25 protein-coding genes and 1 tRNA gene are annotated in these 23,660 nt (G+C 71.0%); 7 read left to right on the plus strand and 19 right to left on the minus strand.

Annotated features, from left to right (window positions below):
• Nucleotides 1-7: 7 nt before the first annotated feature.
• The 7 genes from ACY0I8_RS03110 to ACY0I8_RS03140 all read right to left on the minus strand — a co-directional run bounded on the left by ACY0I8_RS03110 (nucleotide 8) and on the right by ACY0I8_RS03140 (nucleotide 6,415).
• On the minus strand, nucleotides 8-889 hold the full coding sequence (locus ACY0I8_RS03110; protein ID WP_461393540.1) for a ligand-binding sensor domain-containing protein: 882 nt from the start codon (nucleotides 887-889) through the stop codon (nucleotides 8-10).
• 566 nt (nucleotides 890-1,455) lie between these two features.
• Nucleotides 1,456-2,277, minus strand: coding sequence for a carboxypeptidase regulatory-like domain-containing protein (locus tag ACY0I8_RS03115; protein WP_459942612.1), 822 nt, complete (start codon nucleotides 2,275-2,277; stop codon nucleotides 1,456-1,458).
• 26 nt (nucleotides 2,278-2,303) lie between these two features.
• Nucleotides 2,304-2,804 carry a TlpA family protein disulfide reductase gene (locus tag ACY0I8_RS03120; RefSeq protein ID WP_459942611.1) on the minus strand — a complete coding sequence of 167 codons (501 nt, stop codon included), beginning with the start codon at nucleotides 2,802-2,804 and terminating at the stop codon, nucleotides 2,304-2,306.
• Between the two features lie 11 nt (nucleotides 2,805-2,815).
• Nucleotides 2,816-4,417, minus strand: coding sequence for a cytochrome c3 family protein (locus ACY0I8_RS03125; protein WP_459942610.1), 1,602 nt, complete (start codon nucleotides 4,415-4,417; stop codon nucleotides 2,816-2,818).
• A 108-nt stretch (nucleotides 4,418-4,525) separates the two neighbouring features.
• On the minus strand, nucleotides 4,526-5,188 hold the full coding sequence (locus tag ACY0I8_RS03130) for a hypothetical protein (RefSeq protein WP_461393541.1): 663 nt from the start codon (nucleotides 5,186-5,188) through the stop codon (nucleotides 4,526-4,528).
• A gap of 100 nt (nucleotides 5,189-5,288) precedes the next feature.
• On the minus strand, nucleotides 5,289-5,837 hold the full coding sequence (locus tag ACY0I8_RS03135) for a hypothetical protein (RefSeq protein WP_461393542.1): 549 nt from the start codon (nucleotides 5,835-5,837) through the stop codon (nucleotides 5,289-5,291).
• A complete protein-coding gene (locus ACY0I8_RS03140; protein ID WP_461393543.1) occupies nucleotides 5,834-6,415 on the minus strand; it encodes an RNA polymerase sigma factor in 582 nt (193 codons plus the stop codon). Before ACY0I8_RS03140 ends, ACY0I8_RS03135 begins: the two co-directional genes overlap by 4 nt.
• Before the next feature lie 307 nt (nucleotides 6,416-6,722).
• Between ACY0I8_RS03140 and ACY0I8_RS03145 the strand changes: the two genes are divergently transcribed.
• Together ACY0I8_RS03145 and ACY0I8_RS03150 are read left to right on the plus strand one after the other, a co-directional pair.
• Nucleotides 6,723-7,250, plus strand: coding sequence for a TlpA disulfide reductase family protein (locus ACY0I8_RS03145; protein ID WP_461393544.1), 528 nt, complete (start codon nucleotides 6,723-6,725; stop codon nucleotides 7,248-7,250).
• A gap of 38 nt (nucleotides 7,251-7,288) precedes the next feature.
• On the plus strand, nucleotides 7,289-7,852 hold the full coding sequence (locus tag ACY0I8_RS03150; protein WP_461393545.1) for a TlpA family protein disulfide reductase: 564 nt from the start codon (nucleotides 7,289-7,291) through the stop codon (nucleotides 7,850-7,852).
• Nucleotides 7,853-7,918: 66 nt separating this feature from the next.
• On the opposite strand, the gene ACY0I8_RS03155 is transcribed toward ACY0I8_RS03150, so the two are convergent.
• Together ACY0I8_RS03155 and ACY0I8_RS03160 are read right to left on the minus strand one after the other, a co-directional pair.
• A tRNA-Gly gene (locus ACY0I8_RS03155) sits at nucleotides 7,919-7,994 on the minus strand.
• Nucleotides 7,995-8,260: 266 nt separating this feature from the next.
• Entirely contained in the window at nucleotides 8,261-9,214 is a 954-nt protein-coding gene (locus tag ACY0I8_RS03160) for a glycosyltransferase family 2 protein (protein ID WP_459942604.1), read from the minus strand.
• Nucleotides 9,215-9,299: 85 nt separating this feature from the next.
• On the opposite strand from ACY0I8_RS03160, the gene ACY0I8_RS03165 reads away from it, so the two are divergent.
• On the plus strand, nucleotides 9,300-10,283 hold the full coding sequence (locus tag ACY0I8_RS03165) for a response regulator (protein ID WP_459942603.1): 984 nt from the start codon (nucleotides 9,300-9,302) through the stop codon (nucleotides 10,281-10,283).
• Nucleotides 10,284-10,314: 31 nt separating this feature from the next.
• Here ACY0I8_RS03165 and ACY0I8_RS03170 read toward each other — a convergent pair whose 3' ends face one another.
• The 4 genes from ACY0I8_RS03170 to ACY0I8_RS03185 are packed head-to-tail and all read right to left on the minus strand — an operon-like array spanning nucleotide 10,315 to nucleotide 14,625.
• The gene (locus tag ACY0I8_RS03170) at nucleotides 10,315-11,649 is read right to left on the minus strand and encodes a metallopeptidase TldD-related protein (RefSeq protein ID WP_461393546.1); all 1,335 of its coding nucleotides are present in this window, start codon (nucleotides 11,647-11,649) and stop codon (nucleotides 10,315-10,317) included.
• The gene (locus ACY0I8_RS03175) at nucleotides 11,646-12,110 is read right to left on the minus strand and encodes a GNAT family N-acetyltransferase (protein WP_459942601.1); all 465 of its coding nucleotides are present in this window, start codon (nucleotides 12,108-12,110) and stop codon (nucleotides 11,646-11,648) included. The genes ACY0I8_RS03170 and ACY0I8_RS03175 overlap by 4 nt, the downstream gene beginning before the upstream one ends.
• Nucleotides 12,107-13,783, minus strand: a complete 1,677-nt coding sequence (gene recN, locus ACY0I8_RS03180; protein ID WP_461393547.1) for a DNA repair protein RecN — start codon at nucleotides 13,781-13,783, stop codon at nucleotides 12,107-12,109. Before recN ends, ACY0I8_RS03175 begins: the two co-directional genes overlap by 4 nt.
• On the minus strand, nucleotides 13,780-14,625 hold the full coding sequence (locus ACY0I8_RS03185; RefSeq protein ID WP_461393548.1) for an NAD(+)/NADH kinase: 846 nt from the start codon (nucleotides 14,623-14,625) through the stop codon (nucleotides 13,780-13,782). Before ACY0I8_RS03185 ends, recN begins: the two co-directional genes overlap by 4 nt.
• Nucleotides 14,626-15,208: 583 nt before the next feature.
• Here ACY0I8_RS03185 and ACY0I8_RS03190 point away from each other — a divergent pair.
• Together ACY0I8_RS03190 and ACY0I8_RS03195 are read left to right on the plus strand one after the other, a co-directional pair.
• Nucleotides 15,209-16,498 carry a replication-associated recombination protein A gene (locus ACY0I8_RS03190; RefSeq protein ID WP_461393549.1) on the plus strand — a complete coding sequence of 430 codons (1,290 nt, stop codon included), beginning with the start codon at nucleotides 15,209-15,211 and terminating at the stop codon, nucleotides 16,496-16,498.
• On the plus strand, nucleotides 16,495-16,989 hold the full coding sequence (locus ACY0I8_RS03195; RefSeq protein ID WP_461393550.1) for a universal stress protein: 495 nt from the start codon (nucleotides 16,495-16,497) through the stop codon (nucleotides 16,987-16,989). Before ACY0I8_RS03190 ends, ACY0I8_RS03195 begins: the two co-directional genes overlap by 4 nt.
• A 3-nt stretch (nucleotides 16,990-16,992) precedes the next feature.
• On the opposite strand, the gene csrA is transcribed toward ACY0I8_RS03195, so the two are convergent.
• The gene (gene csrA, locus ACY0I8_RS03200; protein ID WP_461393551.1) at nucleotides 16,993-17,226 is read right to left on the minus strand and encodes a carbon storage regulator CsrA; all 234 of its coding nucleotides are present in this window, start codon (nucleotides 17,224-17,226) and stop codon (nucleotides 16,993-16,995) included.
• A 136-nt stretch (nucleotides 17,227-17,362) separates the two neighbouring features.
• Between csrA and ACY0I8_RS03205 the strand changes: the two genes are divergently transcribed.
• Together ACY0I8_RS03205 and ACY0I8_RS03210 are read left to right on the plus strand one after the other, a co-directional pair.
• Nucleotides 17,363-18,040 (plus strand): DUF6901 family protein, encoded by a 678-nt coding sequence (locus ACY0I8_RS03205; RefSeq protein ID WP_461393552.1) that lies wholly within the window; start codon nucleotides 17,363-17,365, stop codon nucleotides 18,038-18,040.
• A 136-nt stretch (nucleotides 18,041-18,176) separates the two neighbouring features.
• Nucleotides 18,177-18,725, plus strand: coding sequence for a YcbK family protein (locus tag ACY0I8_RS03210; protein ID WP_461393553.1), 549 nt, complete (start codon nucleotides 18,177-18,179; stop codon nucleotides 18,723-18,725).
• A 111-nt stretch (nucleotides 18,726-18,836) separates the two neighbouring features.
• Here ACY0I8_RS03210 and ACY0I8_RS03215 read toward each other — a convergent pair whose 3' ends face one another.
• The 5 genes from ACY0I8_RS03215 to ACY0I8_RS03235 all read right to left on the minus strand — a co-directional run bounded on the left by ACY0I8_RS03215 (nucleotide 18,837) and on the right by ACY0I8_RS03235 (nucleotide 23,651).
• A complete protein-coding gene (locus ACY0I8_RS03215; protein ID WP_461393554.1) occupies nucleotides 18,837-19,178 on the minus strand; it encodes a hypothetical protein in 342 nt (113 codons plus the stop codon).
• A complete protein-coding gene (locus tag ACY0I8_RS03220; RefSeq protein WP_461393555.1) occupies nucleotides 19,145-20,605 on the minus strand; it encodes an Hsp70 family protein in 1,461 nt (486 codons plus the stop codon). Before ACY0I8_RS03220 ends, ACY0I8_RS03215 begins: the two co-directional genes overlap by 34 nt.
• Before the next feature lie 425 nt (nucleotides 20,606-21,030).
• Nucleotides 21,031-22,782 (minus strand): HEAT repeat domain-containing protein, encoded by a 1,752-nt coding sequence (locus ACY0I8_RS03225; protein WP_461393556.1) that lies wholly within the window; start codon nucleotides 22,780-22,782, stop codon nucleotides 21,031-21,033.
• 10 nt (nucleotides 22,783-22,792) lie between these two features.
• On the minus strand, nucleotides 22,793-22,993 hold the full coding sequence (locus tag ACY0I8_RS03230; RefSeq protein WP_461393557.1) for a DUF2997 domain-containing protein: 201 nt from the start codon (nucleotides 22,991-22,993) through the stop codon (nucleotides 22,793-22,795).
• A gap of 283 nt (nucleotides 22,994-23,276) precedes the next feature.
• On the minus strand, nucleotides 23,277-23,651 hold the full coding sequence (locus ACY0I8_RS03235) for a DUF1257 domain-containing protein (protein WP_461393558.1): 375 nt from the start codon (nucleotides 23,649-23,651) through the stop codon (nucleotides 23,277-23,279).
• Between the last annotated feature and the right edge of the window lie 9 nt (nucleotides 23,652-23,660).

A 23,660-nucleotide genomic window follows, 5' to 3' on the forward strand; every position in this document is an offset into this window, starting at 1 on the left:
CCCTCGCTCAGTAGCTCTTTTCGAGACGGTTCAGGCCGTTGGCCGTTCCCACCCACACCTCGGTACCGCGCACGAAGAGCGCGGTGATCCGGTCGTCGGTGAGGCCGTCTTCGGTATAGAAGTTCGTGAACTGGAACCCGTCGAACAGCCCGAGGCCCTTCTTCGACCCGAACCACACGAGGTCCCCGTCCACCGCGATGGCGTTTACCGTGGAGTGGGGTAACCCCTCGGCGATGTCGTAAATCCGCCACGAACCGTTCTCGTACACGCTCACCCCGCAGCACCCGCCCAGGTAGCAGGTCGCCCCCTTTACGGCCAGGGTGTACACAAAGTTGCTGGCGATCCCGTCGGCCACGGTGAACGTGGTCCAGCCCTTACCGTCGAACCGGTATACCCCCCGGTTCGTGGTGCCGATCCACAGGGTATCGCCGGCGAAGTCGAAGTCCGACACGTTATTGAGAACCGTGCCGGGCTTCATGGTGCCCCGATCCTTCCACCGCTCCCCGTCGAAGGTGAGAAGCCCCCCGTGCATGGTACGGGCAGCGACCCACAGGAGCCCGTCGTGCACCCGGAACCGGGCGTTCACCAGTTTCACCCGGCCCTCGGTGTCTTTGATCTGCCACGAAGCCCCGTCCCAGACGCTGATCCCGGCGTCCGTGCCCACATAGACCACTCCCTTGTACTTGGCGATGTCGGTGACCCGGTTCGAGGCCAGCCCGTCCTCCACTTTGGTCACGATCCAGTTGCCCTCCTCGAAGTTGAGCCGGGCCACCCCCGCGTCGGCCGTGCCGACCCAAGCGTCCGTCTCGTCCACGTAGAGGGCCGTGATCCGGTTCGAGGGTAGGCCGTTCTCCGTGGTGTAGCGCTGGGTGACCCGCACGTCCGGCACCGAGGCGCGCCCCACCTCTTGGGGGGCCGGAACCGGTTCGGCGGAGGCCGGTTTCTCCTCAGGCGCTTTCGCCGCCGGCGAGGGGGCCGGCGCCTTTGCCGCAGGCTTTTGCTTCGGCACGGGCGGAGACAGGACCTCCTCGGGAACGGGAGGCGGGCTCACCCGAGCGATGTCTTCGCGGATCCGGGGCTCGAGGCGCTTTGCCCGCCGCCGCGCTTCCTCCCAGCGCTCCTCGGCCGAACGCGCAGGAAGCTCGGGCGGGGGCTCCAGAACCGGCCGCGCCGGGGCCGTCCGGACCTCGCCCGCCTCAGTCGCCAAGGTCCTGGCCGCGGTCCCTGCAGGCCGGGGTGTCCCCCCCGGTGTTGCGCAGGCGACCAACCCAACCACCCCCAACAAACAGAAGGAACGAAGAAAACGCATCGGAACCTCGAATCGGCTGGGAGGCTGGAAGGCTAGGAGGCTGGGAAGCTGGAAGGCCCAACCCCCTGTGGTTCCAGCTCGGCGGATTGTCCTACCCTGAAACAGGGCGCGGCGGTGAAGGCCCACTCCCCGGGCGACAACGGCGCTTACAGGTGACACTCGTAACAGAGGGCGTTGTCCGTTTCGTAACTCTTCACGACGAACTGTTTCTGGTCCGTCGGCATGTGGCGGGTGTGGCACGTGTCGCAAGTCACGTACTTGCCGTCCACCAAGGGCAGCGACTGGGGCTTCTGGTACCGCCCTTTGTACTGCTCCAGCTCGAGCTGCGGAATCAGATCCATGTTCATGCCGTCGGGGTGGGTGTCCTGGTACCGGATCTTCCGGTAGGTGTCCTTGCGCACCCCCGCCAGTTGGAGCCTCTTTTTGAACTCCTCCACCTGGTCCTCGGGCACGATGATGCCCCGCAGATCCTTTCCGCTCTTGATCACGTCGTCGTAAGACGCCGTTTCCACGCACGGGTTGTTCTCGTGGCACGAACTGCAAAAGCGGTCGACCTCCGACGGCGCCAGAGGCAGGGGCTGGAGCACCACCTCCACGTCCTCGGAGGGATCGACGATCACGATGTCGAACCGGTCGTCCACCGCGACGGCCACGGGGTAGTAGCGCACCGGCACATCCACCGTGATACACCCGATGATCAGTCCGCTCTTGCTCTGAACCCGAAGGCTCACCTCGGCCGTGTGGGTGAGCGGCACCTTTTCGAACACGAAGCGTCCGCTCGCGTCGGTCGTGGTCATCTCGTAAAGGAGGCTCACCGGGACCCCGGCCAGGGGCTCCTTCGTTTCCGGGTCCACCACCCGGCCCCGCACGTCCCGGTACAACTCGCGGCCCTCGGGCGGCTCGGCGCCCCAGGCCCCCGTGGCCACCGCCGCCCACAGCGCCACCCCCAGCCCCATCCATCGCCGCATGGCTTTGCCTCCGTGGAATCGAGCCGCTACTTCAACAACTCCTGGAGCTTCGCCTCCAGTTCGTTCTCGTCGCCCGGCCGGTAGCCTCCCTTGAGGAGCGCGATCTTGCCGTCGGAGCCCACCAGCACCAACGCGGGGGTGAACGAGAACCCGAAGAGTTCCGGCGTCTTGAACTCAGGATCGTGGAGGAACGGGAAATCGAACCCGAAGTGCTCCTTGTACCGCTTGACCCGGGCCGGGCTTCCGGAGTCCACGCTGATGGCCACCACCCGGAGTTTGGGGTACCTGGCCGCAAGGTCCTTGAGGGCCAGAAGCTCCTTTCGGCACGCGGCGCAGGAGGTCTGCATGTAGGTGACCGCCAAAACCCCCGAACCCGCCATGGCTCCGACGTCCACCACCTGCCCGTTCTCCACGTCGGCCAACTGGAACGGGGGCAACGGGTCTCCCACCGAGGCCGCCCACCCCACCGCCGCCAGAACCATCCCCACCAGAAGCGCTCCGCCTCCGCAGGCCCATTTCTTACGCATACCGTTCCCCTTTATTGCGAGTGGCACTCCCCACACAAAGGATCCTCGTAATCCCAGGTCACTGGGAATTTTCTTAGCATCGCCTCCGTCGTCGCAGGCCCCGTGTCGTCCGGCGAACCCGTATGGATGTCATGGGTGGTCGCCGTGCCGTGGGGGTCGTGGCAGGTGAGGCACGCAATCCAGTGGGTCCCCAGGGTTGGCGCGTACACCCTCGCCTCGATCGCCCCACCCGCCCCCGCGTAGAACGGCAGAATCCCGGTTTCCGCGTAGGCATCGGGAAACACCCCCGCCCCATTTGGGTCTTGGAACGGGTCCGTGATCTGCATGGACCAACCGCCGGTTATCGCCCTCCATTGGGCCATCCCAACTCCCTCGGGGATGTGCAGGCCCTTTCGGTCCTCGCTCCATCCGTGGAAATCGTTCTTGGCCAGGATCGCCTTCGAGGGATCCACCAGGTCCGCCTCCACGTGACACCCGTAGCACACGTTCGTCACAAACTCCCCGATGGTGTCGTTCCCGGAACCGAACAGGCCGTCCACCAGGAACCGGTTCGTCGTGCCGTGGGGGTTGTGGCACCCCTGACCCGACCCTCCCGCCAGGCAGGTCACATCCATGGGGTTACCCTCGAGGCTCGTGGCCAGGCCGTGGCCGTTGGTCTCGTAGTAGTCGAAAAAGGGCGGCGAGTTGGTGTACGGGGACGCGGCGTTCACGTCTTTCGGCGGGACGGCGGGCACGACCCAGGGGGGCGAGGTCTGCTGCGTCGCGGGGTTCGAACGGTTGGACGGCCCCACCTGTCCTGCAGGGAGGGCTCCGTTAAACTGCTGGAACGCCGCGTTGGCGGCCCCTTCGTCGACCCCGTCGTGGCACGAGAGGCAGAAATCCTGGTACGCGGAGTAGTCCGTTGAGCGGGCCACAGGGTCCCCGGCCGCCTTGCCCGTGGCAGATCGGTCGTCGGGATACACCAGAAACGCCGCGTCGCTCGGGTGCTTCGTGCCGTTTCCGTGGCACTTTTTGCACTCGTTCAGGTTGGCGTCCTCGGGGGTGTTGAAATCGCCGTCCACCTGGTACCGGATGTTGTGCTGGCTCAGGATGTTGGCGTCGTTCACCAGGCCGATCCCATTGAAGTAACGGTCGATCTGGAAGTTCGCCTCGGTCGCGTCGTCGAACAACCCCCCGTTCGCGGTCGTGGTGTGGCAGACGAGGCAGTCGTCGTTGGGGATGGAAAACGACTTCTTGTGGTCGTGGCAGGTGCCGCAGTTGTCGTATTTGGGATCGGTGCTGTGGGGGAAGACGGGCGGGGTCACGCCGGTCACCGTGTCCCAACCATCGCCCGTGGGCAGACTGCCGTCGTGGCAGTCCATGCACAAGCGTTCGGGGTAGGTGGAGTACGACGTGTTTCCGGTGCGGGACCAGAGTCTCTGGTCCTGGGCTCCGTGGGGCACGTGACACTCTGCGCAAACCCCTCCCCCGGTGAACCCGTTGTCCACAAAGTCGTGGGGGCTCCCCACCATCGCCGCCATTGCGCGCGGCGCGGTGAACGCCATCCCGATCGAGACGAGGGCGAGGGCCAGGTAGCGTAGAGCGCCTCCGAAAACGGGTTGACCTTTCCCCATCTTCACTCCATCCCCTTCCGTAGCCCCACGTCCGCCCGCCCCCCCACGCATCAACGGCCCTCACCGCGTCGACCACGGCCGCGGCGGGCGAACGCCCGCACACCGTGCCTACAGCCGCGTGCCCGTCGGCCCCTCCGAACCACCCACGTAGAGCACCGAGTTCTTCCCCCCGAAGCCGTCGGGGATGATACCGGCGGCGTTGGGGTCGGGCAACCATTTCGTTCCGTCCACCACAAAGGCGTACTGATACCGGCCCGGCTCGAGCCGCAGCCGGAACACCCACCGGCCGTCGCGGCGCTCGGCCCGGACCGGGGCCTCGGCCCGACCCCAGGCGTTGAAATCGCCCACGAGCCGCACGTCCCGGGCGTCGGGGGCGGCGAACTCGATCACCACCGTGCGGCCGCGGTCGGCGAGCGTGGCGTTGAGCTTATGCACCTCGCGGGCCAAAAGCCCCACGAAGAACGCGAGCGCCACGGCCGCAAACGTGGCCGCCGGCCGGAGCACCGGCAGCCGGGCCCAGAGCCTTCGCCACCGGCCCGGCCGGGGCAGTTCGGCGATCCGGGCCTTCACGCGGGCCGCGAGGTACGGCGGTACGTCGGGACGTTGCTCCCCGACGCCCTCCAAGGCGTGCTCGAGCCCCTCCAGGGCCCGGGCAAGCCGGTCGCACCGGGGGCACCCGGCGCGATGACGCGCCGCGTCCTCGGCCTCGGCCGGCGTGGCCTCGCCCTCGCTCACCTTGAACCAGAGCGCCTCGAACCGCTCGCAACCCATGGATCTCTCACCCTCCTTACCCGTTCGAACCCCTGGATCCGGAACACCCCCCCGCCGAACCCGTGCGGGACGAACTCCCTACCGCCCCAACCCCGCGGGGTTACGGCCCCGCGAACGCGGTGCGCGGATCGGGGAGCCCGTCAGGGAGGGCGCTGTCCTCCCGGACGGCCCGGAGCACCTCGCTCGGGCTCGCCCCGGCCCACAGGGCGTCGGCCACGGCGCACACGGCGAGTTTCGGGTCTACGGGGCGGTGGCCCTCCAGGGTCAGCCGCTCCACGAGGTCGCTCGCCTGCCGCAGGGTCAGCGTGCGGCGTTCCAGCACCCGCAGGATCGCCTCGGCCGGCGCCCCCTTGGCCACCCCCTCCCGCAGCTTCGACAGGAGGTCCTCGTGGGGCAGTCCCGCCACCCGGGCCCGCGCGATGAGAAGGAGAACGCGGGCGGTCTCGGCCGACGTCAACCCGGCCTCCCGGCAGGCGTCCTCCGCTTCCTTCACCTCCCCATCCCCGAGGCCGGCCGCCCGGGCCTGGGCCCGCACCTCGGCAAGCGGGCCAGCCGGGTCCCCCGGCCCGAGACGTCCGAGCGACTCCCCGGCCAGGGCCGGGGCCGCCAGGGCCAGAAGCACACAGGTCAAGAGGCGCAGCACCCTCACGGCTCGTCTCCGTTCAGGAGCCCCAGGCGCTTCAAGATCATCTTCTTCGCCCGGAAGATCCGGATCTTCACGTTGTTGAGCGAGATGCCCACGATGTCGGCGATCTCCTGGTAGGGCATCCCCTCGAGGTAACAGAGCACCAGGGGGGTCTTGTACTTTTCCGGGAGCTCCCGCACCGCCCCGAGGAGCCGGCTCCAGTTCTCCTGCCGCAAGAGCTGCTCCAGGGGGTCCTCCTGGGGCCGGTGGGCCAGGAGGGCGAGGGGGTTCACGCTCTCGGAGTCCACCTCGTCCCTTCGTACGCGGTCGCGGTGGCGATCGATACACTGGTTTCGCGCGATGGTGAACAACCAGGTCGCGAACCGCCGCGAGGGGTCGTAGGTGTGAAGAAACCGATAGGCTCGAAGAAACGTATCCTGGGCCACGTCCTCCGCCCGGGCCGGATCTTGGAAGAAGTGCAGGGCGAACCGGTAGATGGGGCCCTGGTATTTTTCCACGAGGGCGCCGAAGGCCTCCCGGTCGCCGTCGAGGGCTCGGACGGCCAGTTCGGAGTCGGCGTCGAAGAACCTGGACGTGTCCATGATGCGCGGAAACACCCTCCGGCCGCGTGAAAGCGCGCACGTGACAGCCAGCGGCGGCCCATTCTACCCCAAGCCGAATCGGGATGCCCCCGGGACCGAGCAACCTCCGTGCCCGAATATTTTCGGTAAAGCCCGGGCGGCGTGGGGCCGATCAGTGGGGAGGCCGCCGGTTTGACTTTGGAAACCGCCTTGGTCAAGCTATGGCGACCCCCGGCACGGGGATTGCTGGCGGATTTCCGACTTGGTTTCCGGTGGGGCCGGCGACCCGGTCTTTCGAACCTCTCACCATCGTTTCCGGAGGAGAACCTTGCGGCTTCTCTGCCTGATCGCGACGTTCCTTTTCGTGTCCGTCCAGCCCTCCCTGGCCCTTTTCGGCGCGGGGAAAAAGCCAGAACCGGGGGACGACGCCCCCGTCTTCACGGCCCCCTTGCTGAACGGCGGCGACCTCGATATCGCTCCCCATATCGGCCAAAACGCGATCCTTCTCGACTTCTGGTCCATCTACTGCGTGGCGTGCGTGCAGGAGATGCCCCACCTGGTGGACATCTATAACCGGTACAAGGATAAGGGCCTCGTGGCTGTTGGGGTGGACCTCGACAGCTTCGGGACGAAGCGGGTCAAGAAGTTTGTCGCGGGCCTCGATTTCCAGATCACCTACCCCATCGTGGTGGACAAGCGCCGGGAGGTGGCGGCGAAATACGGCGTGAGCGTGCTGCCCACTACCGTGGTGATCGGACGGGATGGCAAGATCTTGTATTACCACGTCGGGTACTCGCCGGGAGACGAGGCCGAGATCGAGGAAAAGATTAAGGAAGCTCTGGGGTTGGGCCATTAGGGCCCAACGGGGTTACCACCACGAGAGGAGAACGCGTGATGAAGCGTTGGATTGTACCGCTTCTGGGCCTCACCCTGTTGGCGGCCCAGGCGCCGGCGGCCTTGGCGAGCGAGGCCACGGCACTCAAGGGAAAGCAGGGCGCGTCGAACGGGCTGCTGCCGGTGGGATCCGAGGCCTTGCCCTTCGTCCTTAAGGATCTCGACGGGAACGAGGTGAAGCTCGAGGATTTCAGGGGGAAGAAGGCGGTCCTGATCACCTTCTGGTCGTTTTTCTGCGGGCCCTGCCGCGAGGAGATCCCGCTCCTCGACCAGATCCTCAAGAAATACGAGGACAAGGGCTTCGAGATCCTGGCCATCAACCTGGACGGCCCCAAGCTGGAAAAGGCCGTGCGGCGCTACATGGAGTCGAACGGGTTCTCGTTCAAGGTGCTCTGGGAGGAGATCGAGGGGGTGAGTTACAAGACGGCCGACGCCTACGGCGTGGCCGGCACCCCGAGCCTCGTGTTCGTGGGGAAGGACGGGAAGGTCCTGTGGACCCACGTGGGCCGGGAGGAACCCGAGAAGATCGAGGAGATCGTCCGCAAGGCGATCGGGGCGGGCTGACCGGCTACACCGCCGCGGGCATCAAAAAAGCGCCACCCTCTGAGGGTGGCGCTTTTTCACACGCGCTGGAGCGGGCGACGGGATTCGAACCCGCGACTCTCAGCTTGGGAAGCTGATACTCTACCAGCTGAGTTACGCCCGCTTCCGCTGGAAGATCCCTGATTATAGGCAACCGGAGGCCCGTGTCAACGGGAAAGTGGCCCAGAGCGTTCCGGAGGCTCCCCCCATGGAGAACGAGCAGCGTTTCCGGCCCGCCGGGGTGCTACCGGGCCGGCTGTACATCCCCGGCGGGGGCGGACCCAAGAAACACCCCTGCCGCGAGTGCTTCGCCTGCCAGTGGTGCGCCGACTCCCGGTGCGAGGCGTGCCGGCGCTGCCGCGACCGCGGGGCCGGTTCGCCCGAAGGGGATCAAGCCACGAAAAGGTAGTCCCGCTCCTCGGCCCGTCCGGCGAGGAGGGCCCGGACCCGGTCGCGCACCCGGGCGTCGCCGAAGCAAAAAAGGGCCAACCCGTCCCACCGGGGCAGCCCCTGGCCGGGCTTCCATTCCACCGGTTCCGCCGCCACCCCGCGCCGGGCGAGCGCCCGGGCCCAGGCGGCGAGGCTCGTTCGCCGGCCGAAGATCGCGACCCGCCCGACGCCCCGCGCCGCGAGTTCGGCGACCAGATGGCGCGCCTTGACCTCCCGGAACGCCGAGGCCGCCATCCGGTCCGACCGCCGGGTTTCCCGCCGGCCGTGCTCCCGCCAGAAATAGAGGACCCGGGGCACCTTGCCCAATCGGCAGCCCAGCCGGTGCCAGCGAAGCAGGAGGTCGAGGTCTTCGGGCCCCTCCCCCTCCCACCACCCCCCGACCCCCACGAGGACCTCGGTGCGAACCGCCAGGGTGGCGTGGGTCACCGTGCACTCCACGTACCGCTCCCGCCGGATCGCCTCGGGGGTCACGAGCCGGTTCTGCCAAGCCGCGTAGGCCGCCATGCGGCCCGGCACGTTTGGGGCCGGGAACAGCCGGACCCGGCTCCCCACGGCCTGCCAGCCCGGGTTTCGCCAGAGGGCCTCCACGAGGGCCCCGAGCCGGGCCGGGTGGGAGAGGTCGTCGGCGTCCATGCGCGCCACGATCGGGGCCGAGACCTCCCGCAGCCCCCGGTTCAGGGCCGCGGCCACCCCCCGGGCCGGGGCCCGGACCAGGTGGAGCCGCCGGTCCCCGTTGGCCGCGGCTTCCAGGACCGCGGCCGAACCGTCGCGGCTCCCGTCGTCCACGGCCACGAGCCGCCAGTCCCCAAACCCCTGGCGCGCGAGGCTCCGCCAGGCCGCGGCGATCCAGGGGGCGGCGTCGCGGAACGGCAGCAGCACGTCAACCCGGGCCACGCTTGCCTCCTCGGCCCCGGGTGGTAGGCTGGGGCCGGGTTGGGGCACAGACCTGCCGGGGGCGCGGCCCCCAAAGGGGCGTGGCATGGACCGATGGATCCTGTACGTCGAGGACGAACCGGGGCTCCTGCGCCTCGCCGAGGCGGTGTTCCGAAAGCTCGGCTTCCCGGGGCGCGTCGAGGGGGCGGCGACCCTGGGGGAGGCCCGGGCGGCGCTCGCCCGGGTACGGGGCGGAGGGGATCCGCCCTCGCTCGTGGTCACGGACGTGGGCCTGCCCGACGGTTCGGGGCTCGACCTCGTCCGTGAGGTGAAGGAGGACCCCGTTTTTCGGCCCGTTCCGGTGGTGGTGCTTTCGGGCTCGGCCACCCCGGAAACCGTGACCGAGGCCTACGCCCTCGGGGCCAACGCGTTTTTCTCGAAGATGCCCTCGGGCGGCGATCTTCTCACCACCATGGAGAGCCTGGTCCGCTGCTGGCTCCAACACGCGGAACTTCCCCGGGCCGGGGCCGGCGACCGCGCCCGCTGGGCCCTGACCCGGGCCGTGGCCTACGAGACCCGGGTGGCCCAGGTCTACCTGAACCTCGCCCGCGCGCTCCGGGGCGACCCGGAGGCCCTGCGGTTCTGGCTGGACCTCTCGCTTGCCGAGGGAAATCACGCCAACCTGCTTCGGTTTTTCGAAACCCTGATCTCCGAGGCCGACGTGGCCCGGGACGTCCTCGACCGGGTCGAGGCCCAACTGGCCCAGGTGGAGGCCTGCATCGCCGGGGTGGAACTGGACCTGGCGGCCCGGCCCGCGCCGCCCCGCGACCGAGCCCTCGACCTGACCCTTCGGATCGAGGAGTGCCCGAGCGAGGAACTGATCCTCACGGGCCTCGCGGTCCTCCTGCCCCGGGGCCCAGGGGCCGTGGCCGCCCTGGCCGAAAGCCTCGCGGAACACACGGCCCGGATCGTCACCGGCGTGGAGAAACTCACGGAAGACGGGGACCTGCGGCGCAGGGCCCGGGGGCTCCTGGCCCGGTCTGACGCCCTTCGGGACCGGTTCGGCGCGGCCCCCGCGCCGCAGCACTGAACCTCCCCCCGCATCGGCCCCCCGTCACGGATCACCCGGCCAGGTCCATGCCCTCCACCAGCACGGCGGGCGCCACCAGGTGGCCGTGGGCCTCGAGGACGGACCCGACGGCCGCAACCCGCCGCAGGAGTTCGGGGAGCGTGCCCGACAGGGCCCCCCCCGTCACGGGGTAGGCCGGCTCGCCCCCCTCGAACCAGACGCCGGCGCACCCCACCGAAAACTCCCCGGTCACGGGATCTGCCGTGTGGAGCCCCAGGAGCTCCCGCACCAGGAGTCCCCGGCCCGCTCGACCGAGGAGGGTGGCCAGATCTCCCCCGCTCCCGGTCCGCCAGACCAGATTGGTGACATCGGGCCCCGGCGGCCCCCCGGGGCCGCCCACGGCGTTTCCCGTGGACCCGACCCCGGCCCGCCGGCCGCTCGCCCGGTCGTGGAGAAACGCGGCCAGCTCCCCCTGATCCACCACCACGGTGGTGCGCCGGGGCTCCCCCTCGTCGTCCACCGGCTGGGTGTGGAGCCCCCCGGGTCGGAGCCCCTCGTCGGCGAGGGTGACCTCGGCCGGGGCCACGGCCTCCCCGAGTTCGCGGAACACCGAAAAGCCCTTCTCCACATTCTCGCCGACGAACGAGGGGGCAAGGACGTCCAGGAGGTCGGCCGCGACCCGGGCGTCCAGCACCAGAGGGAACCGCCCGGTGGGGCATGGCCGGCCGCCCAGGAGCTCCGCCGCCCGTAGGGCGGCCTCCCGGCCCACGGCCTCCGGGTCGAGGCCGGCCCAGCACCTCGCCTCGGCCGAGGCCCACCCGCTCCGGGCCCCGCCGTCCGCCTCGGCGGCCGCCTCGGCCGAGGCCGAAACCTCCGTCTCCTCCCAGGCCACGGCCTCGCCGGCGCCGGTGCGGATCTCCCGCCGCACCCGGGCCACCTCGACCGCCGGCTTTCGCACCGAGGCCACCCGGGGGTCGGCCGACCGTACGGAGGCCTCGATCCCTCGCACGGCTTCGGCGAGGTCGCCCGGGGAGAGCCCGGCCACCGCGGGGTCGTAGATGCCGAGGTCGTCCCGGGGCGCCGGGCCCACCGGGCCCTCGAGCCCGGCGCCCGGCACCGGGTCCTGGGCCCGGGCGGCCTGCCGGGCGGCGTCCACCAGGTCCTCGGGGGCCCACCGGGCGCCCGGGCCCCAGGGAGCCGAGGCGAACCCCACCCGCCCCCGGCCGAGGTCCAGCCGGAACGTCACGTAGCCCTGGGTCCACCGCTCGGCCACCCGGTTCCCGCCCGTTCCCTCGACCCGGATCCCCTCCTCCCACCACACCCCGGCCTGCCACGGGGCGCCCCGGGCAGCCCGGTGTACCCGGTCCCAGAACCCGGACGGGATCACGGGCCCACCTCGCGCATCACCGCCACCTCGTCGCAGTCGGGGAACTTCACGCAGTTCAGGCAGTCCTGCCAGACCTTGTGGGGGAGCTGGGATTTCTCCACCTCGCCGAACCCGAGTTTCGCGAAGAATCCCGGCCGGTAGGTCAGGGCGAACACCCGCCGCAGGCCCAGCCGCCGGGCCTCCCCAAGGCACGCCTCCACCAGGGCCCGGCCGATCCCCTGGCCCTGGAGATCCCGGCGCACCGCGAGCGACCGGACCTCCCCGAGGTCGATCCAGCAGATGTGGAGCGCCGAGAGCCCCACGATCTCGCCGTCGCGCCACGCCACCACGAAGTCGCGGATGTTCTCGTACAGATCGAGCCGGGACCGGGCCAGCACCACCCCCTCCCGGGCGTAGTCGTCGAGGATGACCTTCATGGCCTCCACGTCCTGGAGGCGGGCCGGTGCGATCTCGAGGTTCACGGCGCAACCCTTTCCACGAGCTCCCGCGCGTGGCGCAGGGAAGTTTCGGTGACACGTCGGCCCCCCAACATCCGGGCGATCTCCCGGAGCCGTTCCTCCCCCTCCAAGGCCGTGACCCGGGTCACCGTGCGGCCGTCGGCCTCGGCCTTCTCCACCCGCAGGTGCCGGGTGGCCCGGGCCGCGATCTGGGGAAGATGGGTGATGCACAGGACCTGGCAGGCCTCGGCGAGGCGCTCGAGGCGCTCGGCCACGGCGTCGGCCGTGGCCCCGCCGATGCCGGCGTCCACCTCGTCGAACACGAGGGCCCCCACGCCGGGCGCCCGAAGCGCGTTCTTGAGGGCAAGGAGAAGCCGCGAGAGCTCCCCGCCCGAGGCCACCCGGGCCAGGGGCCGGGCCGGCTCGCCCGGGTTGGCGGCCAGAAGGAACCGCGCCCGGTCGGCCCCCCGGGGACCCGGGTCGGTGGGCTCCATCTCCACCTCGAACCGCGCCTTCCCCATCGCCAGGGCGGCAAGCTCCTCGGCCACCCGCCGCTCCAGCGCCCGGGCCGCCCGCTCCCGGGCCGCCCGGAGCTCCCCGGCCGCCCCGGCGAGGCCCTGTTCGGCCTCCTTGAGCCGCGACCGGGCCCGCTCGAGGCCCCACTCCACGTCCTCGATCTCGGCCAGCTCCGCCTCGAGCTGCGCGAGCCTTTGCAGGATGGCCTCCACGCCCGCCCCGTGCTTTCGCTCGAGCCGGCGGATCGCCTCGAGGCGGGTCTCCACCGCCTCGAGGCGGGCCGGGTCGGCCTCCACCTCGCCCAGCCGGCGGCGCACCGCGGCCGCCGCCTCGTCCACGAGGGCCATGGCCTCGGCCACCAGATCGACGGCTGCCGCGGCTTCCGGATCCCAGCGCGTGGCCGCCTCCAGAGCCCGCTGGGCCCGGCCCAGCCGCGAAAGGGCGGCCGTATCCGCCGTGTAGAGCTCGGCCTCGGCCGCCTCGTAGGCCTCCCGGAGTTTGGTGGCGTGGGCCAGGAGGTCCCGCTCCGCCCGGAGCCGCTCGTCTTCCCCCGGCTCGAGCCCTGCGGCCCGGATCTCCCCGATCTGGAACCGCAGGAACTCGGCCCGGTCCCGGCCCTCGCGGTCCAACCGCTCCAGCCGGTCCACCTCGGCCCGGGCCCCGTGCCAGGCGCCGTACGCCTCCTGCCAGGCGGCCAGGGCCCGCCGGCCCTCCTCGTCGAGCCCCGCGTCGAGGAGCGCCAGGTGCTCCTCCTCCCGCAGGAGCGATTGGTGCTGGTGTTGGCTCGAGACCTCGACGAGGTGGCTCCCCACCCGGGCGAGCACGTGCAGGGGCACCAGGGCGCCGTTCACGTGGGCGCGGCTTCGCCCGTCGGCCGCCACGACCCGGGTCACCACCAGGGGTTCCGCGGGGTCCCAGGGAACGCCTGCCTCCTCGAGCACCGCCCCCACCGCGCCGGCCGCCGGCGCCGGCGGAGCGAACGCCCCCTCCACCCGGGCCTCCGGGGCGCCGGCCCGCACCCAGTCCCGGCTCGCCCGATCGCCCAGAAGGAGCCCCAGGGCCTGGAGCAGGATGGATTTGCCCGCGCCGGTCTCGCCCGTGAGCACGGTGAACCCGGGCCCCAGCTCCAGGTCGAGCCGGTCCACGATGGCGAAGTCGCGCACGCGGAGGAACTCGATCACGACGGGTCCTCCTGCCGTCCGCCTCCCCCCCACATGAGCTTGGTCCGCACCACCTCGAAGTAGTCCCGCTGGGCCGAGCGAACGAGAAGCACCCGGTTTTCCGAGCGCCAGACCCGCACCCGGTCGCCCTCGTCGAGCTCCAGCCCCTCCTGGCCGTCGAGGGTCAGGAACACCTCGCCGTTCTTGGACGCCAGCCGCACCTCGATCGTGCAGGCGTCGGGCAGGAGGATCGGCCGCTGGGTCAGGGTGTGGGGGCAGATCGGGGTCACGATGAGGCTCGGCACCTGGGGCTGGACGATGGGCCCCCCGGCGGAGAGGCTGTAGGCCGTGGAGCCCGTCGGGGTGGACAGGATCAGCCCGTCGCCCCGGTAGTTGGTGAGATAGGCGCCGTCGACCCGGACCTCGAGATCGCTGATCCGGGCCAGGGCGCCCTTGTTGAACACCACGTCGTTCAAGACCCGAAACGCCTGGAGCCGGCGGCCGCCGCGGACGACCTCCCCTTCGAGCATGGTGCGCGGGTCCACGTCCCACCCGGATTCCCGGATCCGCTCCAGGGTCGGAAACAGCTCGGCCAGGGGGATCTCGGTCAGGAACCCCAGGAACCCGATGTTCACCCCCAGCACCGGGATCTCCCGTCCCGCAAGGGCCCGCACCGCGGCGAGCAGGGTGCCGTCGCCCCCGAGCACGATCACCATGTCGGCCGGCGCAGCCGTTTCGCCGAACCGGCCGTCGTCGAGAACCTGGATGCCCCGGTCCCGGGCCCACCGGCGCAACTGCTCGGCGGCCCGCTCGGCCTCGGGGGAGTTTCGTTTGCAAAAGACGGAAACGATGCGAAGGGGCACCCGGTCGGCTCCTGAAACGTTGGGACGCTATTACTCCGGCGGCCAAATAGACACGGTCGGGGGCATGGGGCCTGCTGGAGCGCCGGGCGTGGCTCCTACAGTGGCCGGATGCCGCACTCACGCCCGGCCGGAAGCAGGCCCCATGCCCTCGCGATCTCCTTGCGCGCCTGTATTGACGCCGGGTTGATTAGGACGTTGGGACGTGCGGACGGCCCGCCCGTCCAACCCTGTTCACCGGCACTGCGCGCGGTCCGGCCTCCCAGTGTTCCGTCTCACAAAGAAGCACGCAAATTACGCTGGTGGGGCTGGGGGTCCCGACGAAGCGCGACGGCCGAGCAGCTCGGGTCGCCCGGCGCCAGGGGAGCGGCCGCGGCGCGTGCCCTCACGCGCCGCAGCGGACCGCGCCGAGGCGGCCCCTGCGAGGCCGTTCAGCGAAGGAGGGGCCCCCAGCTCCACCCCTCGGGAAGACCACGAGATCTGAGGAGGGCCTCTCTGGCCGCCTAGCCTCCCCGCCGCGAAGCCGCTATTCTAACAAACCATGAAACCCCGGGAAACGAAGCCGCGCGCGCCCCTGGCCGATCGGATGCGGCCCCGCAGCCTCGACGAGGTGGTGGGCCAGGACCACCTCCTGGCCCCCGGGCGGCCGCTCCGGGCGACCCTGGAGGCCGGGATCCTGCCGTCGCTCCTCCTGTGGGGCCCCCCGGGGAGCGGCAAGACCACCCTTGCCCATCTCTTCGCCGAGATCACCGGGTACCGGTTCGAGAAGCTCTCGGCCGTGGAGAGCGGGGTCAAGGAGGTGCGCCAGGTGGTGACCCGGGCCGCCGAGGCCCGGGAGGGCGGCCGGGCGACGCTGCTTTTCCTCGACGAGATCCACCGGTTCAACAAAGCCCAGCAGGACGCGCTCCTGCCCCACGTGGAGGCCGGCACCGTCACCCTGGTGGGCGCCACCACCGAGAACCCCTCGTTCCAGGTGGTCTCGCCCCTCCTCTCGCGGCTCCTGGTCGTCCGGCTCGAACCCCTCGGGGAAGAGGAGCTCCGGACCATCGCGCATCGGGCCCTGAACGATGCCGACCGGGGGCTGCCCGGCGTGGAGCTCGACCCGGAGGCCGAGGAACTCCTCCTGCGGGCGGCACAGGGGGACGCCCGGCGGGCCCTGAACCTCCTGGAGGCCGCCGCCCTGGCGGCGCCTGGCCCTTGCGAGGGCGCCGCCAGGGTGACCCGGGAAGGGCTGGCCCAGCTCCTCCAGAGCCCCACCCTCTACCACGACACCCGGGGCGACTGGCACTACGACGTGGTGAGCGCACTGATCAAGAGCCTGCGGGGCTCGGACCCCGATGCGGCCCTGTACTGGCTCGCCCGCATGGTGGAGGCCGGGGAGGACCCCCTCTTCATCGCCCGGCGGCTCGTGATCTTCGCCAGCGAGGACGTGGGGAACGCCGACCCCGAGGCCCTGCGGATCGCCCTGGCCGCCAAGGACGCCGTCCACTTCGTGGGGATGCCCGAGGGATGGATCCCGCTCGCCCAGGCCGCCGTGTACCTCGCCACCGCCCCCAAGTCGAACGCCTCGTACGCGGCCTACCTGCGGGCCCGGAAGGACGTGCGCGAACACGGGAACCTTCCCGTGCCCCTGCACCTCCGGAACGCCCCCACCCGGCTCGCCCGGGAGATGGGCCACGGCAAGGACTACCTCTACCCCCACGACCATCCCGACGCCGTGGTCGCCCAGACCTACCTTCCCGACGCCCTGGCGGGCCGCCGGTACTTCCGGCCGGGCCGGTTCGGGTTCGAGCGGGAGATCGCCAAGCGCCTCGCCTGGTGGGAGAAGAAGCGGGCCGAGCAGCGGGGGCAGGCCCCCGAGGAGGCACCGTCATGACCGCCGACCCCCTGGACCTGCGGGCGCCCGGCCGCGAGCCGGCGTTCCGTCGCATCGTGGCCACAACCGACTTCAGCCCGGGCTCGAAGCGGGCCCTGCGCAGGGCGATCGCCCTCGCACGGGACCTGGGGGCCGAGCTCCACCTGGTGCACGTGGCCTGCCAGCCGGATCTACGGTCGGTCTTTTTCGTGAAGGTGGACGAGGCCTCCAGGGTGCGCCTGTGCGAACGGGCCACCCGCAAGGCCCGGCGGCGGCTCGACGATTTCCTGCGGGGAGAGGAACTCTGGGGGGTGCGGCTGGTGCGGGTGGTCCTCACCGGCCGGCCGGCCGAGGAGATCGTGGGGTACGCGGCCTCTTGCGGGGCGGACCTGATCGTGGTGGGGGAGAGGCCCGAAACCCGGGGCCAGCACCTCCTCCAGCACCTCGCCTTCGAGAGCGTGGGGGAGCGGGTGCGCCGCACCGCCCCCTGCTCGGTGCTCACGGTGCGGTGAGGGCTAGCCCTTTTTCCGAAGGAGGCCCTTGAGCCGGTCGGGATCCACCGCCCCTCCCTGGGAGGCGGCCAGGTTCTCGCGCCGGATCTCCTCGTAGATCTCCTTGCGGTGGACGGGGATCTCCCGGGGGGCCTGGATGCCCAACTTGACGGCGCCGCCGTCGATGCCGAGCACCTTCACCTCGACCGTGTCCCCGATCATGATGGATTCGTCAACCTTCCGTGTCAGAACGAGCATCCCGACCCCCATCGAACCCCGTAATGGGAAAATGAAAGAGAATCGTCGCGACTATACCCCGGGTTCCCAGCCCCTTTCAAGAAAGTGCTACCGTTTGGGGACAACCCGGGGTGGGAAACGATTTCCGTAGGCCTGCATGGGCGCCACCATCCGCTACGCGTTTCGGTTCGAGGACGGCCGCGAGGTTTCCGTGGAGGTTGGCCGAGGCGGGCCCGGGCCGGAGCCCGGGAGCGCACCGGCCTGGACCGCCCTGGGCCGCCTGCGCTGTCCGGGATGCCCCCTGGACCCCGGGGCAACACCCCAGTGCCCGGCGGCCGTGAGCCTCACGCCCCTCCTGGGCCTCGCCGACGGCAGGACCTCCCACGAGCCCGTGGATCTCACGGTGGAGACCCCCGAACGGACGGTCCGGGCCCGGACGACGCTCCAGCGGGCCCTCGGGTCGCTGATCGGCCTCGTGCTCCCCTCGAGCGGGTGTCCCCACCTCGCGCCGTTTCGCCCCATGGCCCGGTTCCACCTGCCGCTTTCCACCGAGGAGGAGACCGTGTTCCGGGCCGTGGGCTCGTACCTTCTGGCCCGGCACCTGGCCGGGCTCCCCCCCGATCCGGGCCTGGCCGGGCTCGAACGGATCTACCGGCGGGTGCAGGAGGTGAACCGCTGCCTGGCCGAGCGCCTCCGCGAGGCCACCCGGGGCGACGCCGCCGTGAACGCCGTGGTCCTGCTCGACCTGCTGGCAAAGGCCGTCCCCTGGTCGATCGAAGACGCGCTCGAGGATCTGCGACCGTGGTTCGAGGGGTGGGCAATCGAAGAAAGCTGACGAAACCGGTTGTACCCAAAATTTAGAACCGTTATCATCCCTGTCCGCCCGGGCCGGGCCGCGCCGCGCCCAGCGGCGCATGGCCGTCGTAACCGGCGACCGAAGACCGCGGACCAACGACCGTAAGGATGGGTCCATGAACCGAAGGGAAGCCCTGGGCCGGATCGCCCTGGCCTGCGCGGCGCTCGCCGTGCCGGGGTGGGGAAACGGGACCGCGCAGGCGGCCGCGGGGCCGGAGCCCACCGGCGTTCTGGCCGTGTGCAGCGTGCACACGGGCGAGCGCTGCCGGGTACGCTACCGGGACGGCGGGGGTTGGATCCCCGAGGGGCTGGAAGAACTCTCCCGCCTCTTTCGCTGCCACTACACCGGCGAGGTCCACCCCATCGCCCCCGAACTGTTCGACCTGCTCGACCGCGTCCAGGTGGCCCTCGGCCGGCCGGGCGAACCCTACGAGCTCGTGTCGGGCTACCGCTCGCCCCGGTACAACGAGCTCCTGCGCCGCAACGGCCACGGGGTGGCCCGCCGGAGCTTTCACCTGCGGGGCATGGCGGCGGACGTCCGGCTCCCGGGGGTGCGCCTGCGCGACCTACGGCGCGCCGCCCAGCGCCTTCGGGTCGGGGGGGTGGGCTCCTACCGGGAGTTCGTCCACGTGGACGTGGGGCCGGTGCGGTACTGGAAGGGCTAACGCTGCGTATAACTTCCGCCGGGCGGCGGGGCAGCTTGGCGGCTCGGCGGCCCAAAGCATTCGGGATCCCTGCGTCGTCGCCGATCCCGCTCTGAAGGAGCGGCTTCCGTATCAGGGATCAGAGTTCAGACGTCGGATGTCAGAACTCCCCCTGTCCTCTGCCTCCCGTCCACCGGCTCCTGGCACGGGCGGCGCACCCCCTTCCCCGGACTCCCCGCCGCGGCGCAACCGGCGCCAGGCGAGCCAGAAGTAGGCCCCGAACACCGCCACCACCGGCGCGAGGAACCCGGCGGCCACGGCGGCCGCGATCCCCCCTTTCATCTGCCACACCAGGAACAGCCCGGCCACGACCACCAGGAGCGCGGGCACGCCCACCGCGATCTGGGCCTTGGCCAGGCGCCGGGCGGCCCCGGGGTCGGCTACCGGAGTTCGATCAAGGGCCGGTCCTCCCAAATCACCTTCTCCTCGCGCAGGTCCTTCACGGTGACCGTGAGGCGCTTCCGGGCGTCCACCTTGAACTCCAGCAGAAACCGCCGCTCCCCCACCCGGCCCGGCGGGTGCACGGGAATCACCAGGGGCGCGTCCATGGCGGGCTCGTGGGTTTCGTCCTCCTGGGAGGCCACGAAGCTGATCCGGCCGTCGTCGCCGTAGAGGATCTCCCGGGCCTCGGCCCGGGGGCCGCCGCCGGCCGAGCGATACACCCGGAGGTGGAGCTCGTACTGGCCGTCGTAAAACGTGTTCACGATGTACCGGGCCGTGGGGTTGCGGGTGGGATAGCGGGTGAACCGCTCCACCACCACCGGGTAATGGTACTGGCCGGTGATGGGATCCCGGACCTGGAGCGAGTACGTCTCCCGCACCATGTCGTCCACCGGGCTGTCCGAGAGGAACAAAAGCGCCCCCCGGCCCGGGGCGAGCTCGGGCTCGTGGCCCAGCACCCGGTCGCCGAAGTTCTCGTCGAGCACCCGGCGCACCACCGGGATCCGGGTTCCTCCGCCCAGGAGAAGCACCTTGCGGATCTGCCCCGGGTCCACGCCGCCCAACCGGGCTTCCTCCAGGGCCCGGTCGAGGGCCCGCTGCACCTCGGCCGCCAGGTTCTCCCGCTCGAGGATCCGCCGGAACTCCTCGCGGCGCCAGGCGTGGTCGTCGTGCTCGTGGAGCACGAACTTCTTCCAATAGAACGAGGGGAGGGGTTTTCCCACGTCGTCGGCGTGGAGCTCCCGGAGGATCTTCTGCTTGAGGTCCGCCGTGCCCACGGGCACGCTGACCGCGGCCTTGACCACCGGGGGCGTGTAGGCCTCGCGGCCCATCCAGTGGAACTGTACCACCCGCACCCGCACGGCCGAGAACCCGAAATCGAACACGAGCACCAGGTCGTCGGTGAAGAGATTGAGACCGTACCCCAGGGCCAGGGCCGTGTCCTCGTCCACCAGGGTGACCGACCGCACGGGCCCCAGGTCGGCCCCCCGCAGCCACTCCCGAAACGACTCCCCGTCCACCGAAGGGAACAGGAGCACGGCGTGGATCCCCTCGTCGAGCTCCCCGGAGAGCCGATCGAGCACCCCCCGCAGGAACGCGGCCGCGGCCTCCTTGTGGGTGATGCGCCGGTCCCCCACCTTCCGGGCCACGGGCGTGGGGTGGAGGATGTGGTCCTTGAGGTCGCGAAATGTCGCCTCGTCGCCGTATACCCCGGCGCGCAAGACCTCCTCGCCCAGGAGCACCTGGCGGCCGAAATGGACGAGCGACGGCACGAACAGGGTGCCGGGCACCTCCCGGACCTGACGGGCCACGCCCCGCAGGAGACCCCGGTACCGGATGTCGCCCTCCCGGAAGGTGATCAGCGTGTTGTAGTTCCCGAGATCAACGGCGATATCGGCCACGGCTCAGATCCTTATTGGTCCGGCGGCTAAATAGGCACGGTCCGGGGCATGGGGCCTGCTGGAGCGCCGGGCGTGGCTCCTACAGTGGCCGGATGCTGCACTCACGCACGGCCGGAAGCAGGCCCCATGCCCTGGCGACTTCCTTGCGCGCCTCTATTGGCGCCGGGTTGATAGAAATCGGCCTGTACGTTGCGGCAAGCCCCTCGCCCCGGGCGGGGGGTGTCGGCCTCGTTCCAGAGGGGGACGTACGGCAACGTCCGCTAGGCGGCCGGCCGCTCGGCGGCTGGGCGGCGCCCCCCGTACTTCCACGCGCTCCCCTTGGCCCAGCCCCTGGCGGCGTTGTCGGCAGACCCGGCACGAGCGGCACCGTCGGGACACGCGAGCCGTGGCCCGCCCAGCCGCCTGGCCGCCCAGCCGCCCGGCCATCACAGCGCCTCGATGAGCACCATGTCGCCCCGGACCTGCCCCTCCACCAGCAGCACCATGTCCCTGCACTCCGCCTTGAGCGCCGAGCGGGCCCGCTCGAGCATGTGGCGCACGGGCCCGACGAGGGGGCCTTCGGCGGGCAGGCGCGCCTCAATCCCGTCCACCTCGGGGAGGTTCCGATCGGTTTTCCCCTGGATCCACCGGCCGAGGGCCGTGGGGAGGCCGTGGAAGATCGCCCGGTGGAGCCCACCCCGGTGGCGGCCCTCCCAGCACAAAAAAAGCTCCAGGAGCGGATCCCCCCGGTCCTCGAGCTGGAGGAGCAGGTTCCACAGGCGGTGGAGCCCCTCGCGCCGGCCCGGGTGGGCGGCGGCCAGGGCCGAAAGGTACCGGCCGAGCCCCCCGTCCACCGGCCCCCCGAGCCGGGACGCCGGCGACTCGGCCGGCGGATAGGCCCCGGCGGCGAACCGGTGCCGCAGTTCGGTCTCCAGGGCGTCGAGGTCCACGAACCCCTCGTCCAGAAACGAGGCCACGTTCACCACCGGGTTTGCCTCGGCCGCCGTGCGCTCCAGGAGCCGTTCGGGGTCGGCGCCCGGGGGCAGCCCGTCGGCCTCCACGAGCCCGGTCCGGGAGAGCTCCCCCACCGCCTCGGCCAAGAACTCGGTCGTCGGCACCTGCAGGAGACACCGGGCCGCCAGGTAGGCGGGCAGAAGCTCCCCCCGGCGCCACACGGCCTCGAGTTCGGCCGCGTACCGGGGATCCTCCCGGAACGCCCGCACCAGGAGAAGCTCCCGCAACCCCGGTCCGGTCTCCGCGGCGATCCGCAGCGCGAGCCGCTCCAGGGCGCCGGGCGCCGTGGCCGCCCGGAGCGCCCGGTAGACGGGCACGGGGTCTGCCGGCCGGGCTTTCCGCCGAAACAGCCGGCGCAGCCAGCCCCCGGACTCCTCGGGATCCAGGATCCGGGCCACGAACTCCTGGGCCTCGGCGTGAGGAAGCCGGCCCAGGGCCTCGAGGGCCCAGGGCTCCGGCCGGGGCCCGGCCGCCTCGAGCAGGGGCCCGAGGCCCTCCGGTGCGCCCAGGGCGGCGTAGGCCTCGAACGCGGCCCGGGCCTTCTCGGGATCGCCGCACCCGATCCAGGGCAGGAGCTCGCGGGCCAGGTCCGGATCCCCCAGCCGGCCGATGCCGGCCGCGGCCCACGCGCCCACCGGGGAATCCTCGGCCAGCCGGGTGAGAAACAGATCCCGGGCGCCGGCCGCCCCCAGTTCGGCCAGGGCCCGGAAGGCCGCCGGATCCTCGGCCAGGGGCAGGAGGGCCGCCACGGCCTCGTCTCCCCCGTAGAGCACGAGAGCCTCGCAGGCGGCTGCCCTCAGGAACGGGTGCTCCAGGGCCCCCACCACCAGGGGGAACGCCTTGGGGCCCCGGATCCGGCCCAGGGCCCGCACCGCGGCAGCGGCGGCGTCGAGCGCCCCCCGTTCCCGGCACAGCCGGGCGAGATACCCCTCGGCCAGGGGATGGCCGAGGAACCCCAGGCCCAGCATGAGGGCCCGCTTGTCCGCCGAGTCGGGTCGGGCCACCCACTCGTGGAGCGCCTCGCCCAGTTCGGGCCCGAGGCACAGCCCCCCCAAGAGCACGGCCAGCCGGTATCGAAGGGGCGCGGTGCCCACCGGGCCGGCGTAGCGGTGGAACGCGCCGGGCCCCCGGTCGAGGATCTCCTCCAGGAGATCCCCCAGCGGGCGGTGGATCAGGTCGTCCATGGGCGAACGGTCAGGCCTTGTCCTTCACCCGGACCCCTTCGCGCTCCTCCACCTCTTCCTCGTAGTACTCCGAGGTGAACTCCCGCTCCACCTCCCCCCCCAGGAGGGCCTCGATCTTCTCGGTGATGTCGAGGCATTTTTTCCCCTTGGCCCCGAACACGGTGACCTTGACGTTCCCGTCCTCGTCGATGGTGACCTTGACCTCTTCCATGTGACGTCCCCGCTGGGATGCTGGGAGGCTGGGACGCGAGGACGCGCCCCCCGTGGGTTTTGCGCGTCCTCGCGTCCCACCCCGTGGGAGCGGTTCGCTTGCCGTTTCACGTCAGGCGGCCGGGCGGCTTGGCCGCTTGGCGGCCGAACGTTCTCCGATTCGAACGATGGCGCCCGAACCCGGTGGAGGGATTCGTTTCCCTGCCGGGAAAAAGCAAAGGCCACATCGGCCGGCCTCCGGCCATCGTCCCCGGGCCGACGCGGCCGGAAGACCGCCGCCCCCCTCACATGCGCCGCAGCGTGAGGCTCACGGTCTCGCCCTGGCGCTGCTCCTCCACCACCTGGAACTCCTGGCCCTCCAGCTGGTCCTTGACCACGTGGTAGGCGTACCGGCGGGTGACCTCCTTGACGAACGCCTCCTGGGAGAACGCCCGCACCATGTCCCAGTCGGCCACCACCTCGTAGGTGTCGCCGTTCTTGATGAACCCGATGTCGTAGCCGTCGGGGGTGCGCACCTTGAGGTCCACCGTCATCTTCCGCCCCAGGTACCCCCGGATCTTGGCGCGGCCCTCCACCACCTCGAGCTCCATGTCGGCCAGAGCGCGCTTCAGGAACAGAAGGTCCACGATGCGGGTTTTGAGCCGGGAAAAGTGGGACATGGGAATCCA

Source organism: Deferrisoma sp. (assembly GCF_054681715.1).

Excerpts from the sequence above, each read along its gene's own strand:
- ACY0I8_RS03210 (WP_461393553.1), top strand. The coding sequence starts at position 18,177 with ATGAACCGAAGGGAAGCCCTGGGCCGGATCGCCCTGGCCTGCGCGGCG.
- ACY0I8_RS03140 (WP_461393543.1), bottom strand. The coding sequence starts at position 6,415 with ATGGACACGTCCAGGTTCTTCGACGCCGACTCCGAACTGGCCGTCCGA.
- ACY0I8_RS03190 (WP_461393549.1), top strand. The coding sequence starts at position 15,209 with ATGCGGCCCCGCAGCCTCGACGAGGTGGTGGGCCAGGACCACCTCCTG.
- ACY0I8_RS03230 (WP_461393557.1), bottom strand. The coding sequence starts at position 22,993 with ATGGAAGAGGTCAAGGTCACCATCGACGAGGACGGGAACGTCAAGGTC.
- ACY0I8_RS03235 (WP_461393558.1), bottom strand. The coding sequence starts at position 23,651 with ATGTCCCACTTTTCCCGGCTCAAAACCCGCATCGTGGACCTTCTGTTC.
- ACY0I8_RS03150 (WP_461393545.1), top strand. The coding sequence starts at position 7,289 with ATGAAGCGTTGGATTGTACCGCTTCTGGGCCTCACCCTGTTGGCGGCC.
- ACY0I8_RS03165 (WP_459942603.1), top strand. The coding sequence starts at position 9,300 with ATGGACCGATGGATCCTGTACGTCGAGGACGAACCGGGGCTCCTGCGC.
- ACY0I8_RS03125 (WP_459942610.1), bottom strand. The coding sequence starts at position 4,417 with ATGGGGAAAGGTCAACCCGTTTTCGGAGGCGCTCTACGCTACCTGGCC.
- ACY0I8_RS03120 (WP_459942611.1), bottom strand. The coding sequence starts at position 2,804 with ATGCGTAAGAAATGGGCCTGCGGAGGCGGAGCGCTTCTGGTGGGGATG.
- csrA (WP_461393551.1), bottom strand. The coding sequence starts at position 17,226 with ATGCTCGTTCTGACACGGAAGGTTGACGAATCCATCATGATCGGGGAC.
- ACY0I8_RS03130 (WP_461393541.1), bottom strand. The coding sequence starts at position 5,188 with ATGGGTTGCGAGCGGTTCGAGGCGCTCTGGTTCAAGGTGAGCGAGGGC.
- ACY0I8_RS03115 (WP_459942612.1), bottom strand. The coding sequence starts at position 2,277 with ATGCGGCGATGGATGGGGCTGGGGGTGGCGCTGTGGGCGGCGGTGGCC.
- ACY0I8_RS03195 (WP_461393550.1), top strand. The coding sequence starts at position 16,495 with ATGACCGCCGACCCCCTGGACCTGCGGGCGCCCGGCCGCGAGCCGGCG.
- ACY0I8_RS03205 (WP_461393552.1), top strand. The coding sequence starts at position 17,363 with ATGGGCGCCACCATCCGCTACGCGTTTCGGTTCGAGGACGGCCGCGAG.
- ACY0I8_RS03225 (WP_461393556.1), bottom strand. The coding sequence starts at position 22,782 with ATGGACGACCTGATCCACCGCCCGCTGGGGGATCTCCTGGAGGAGATC.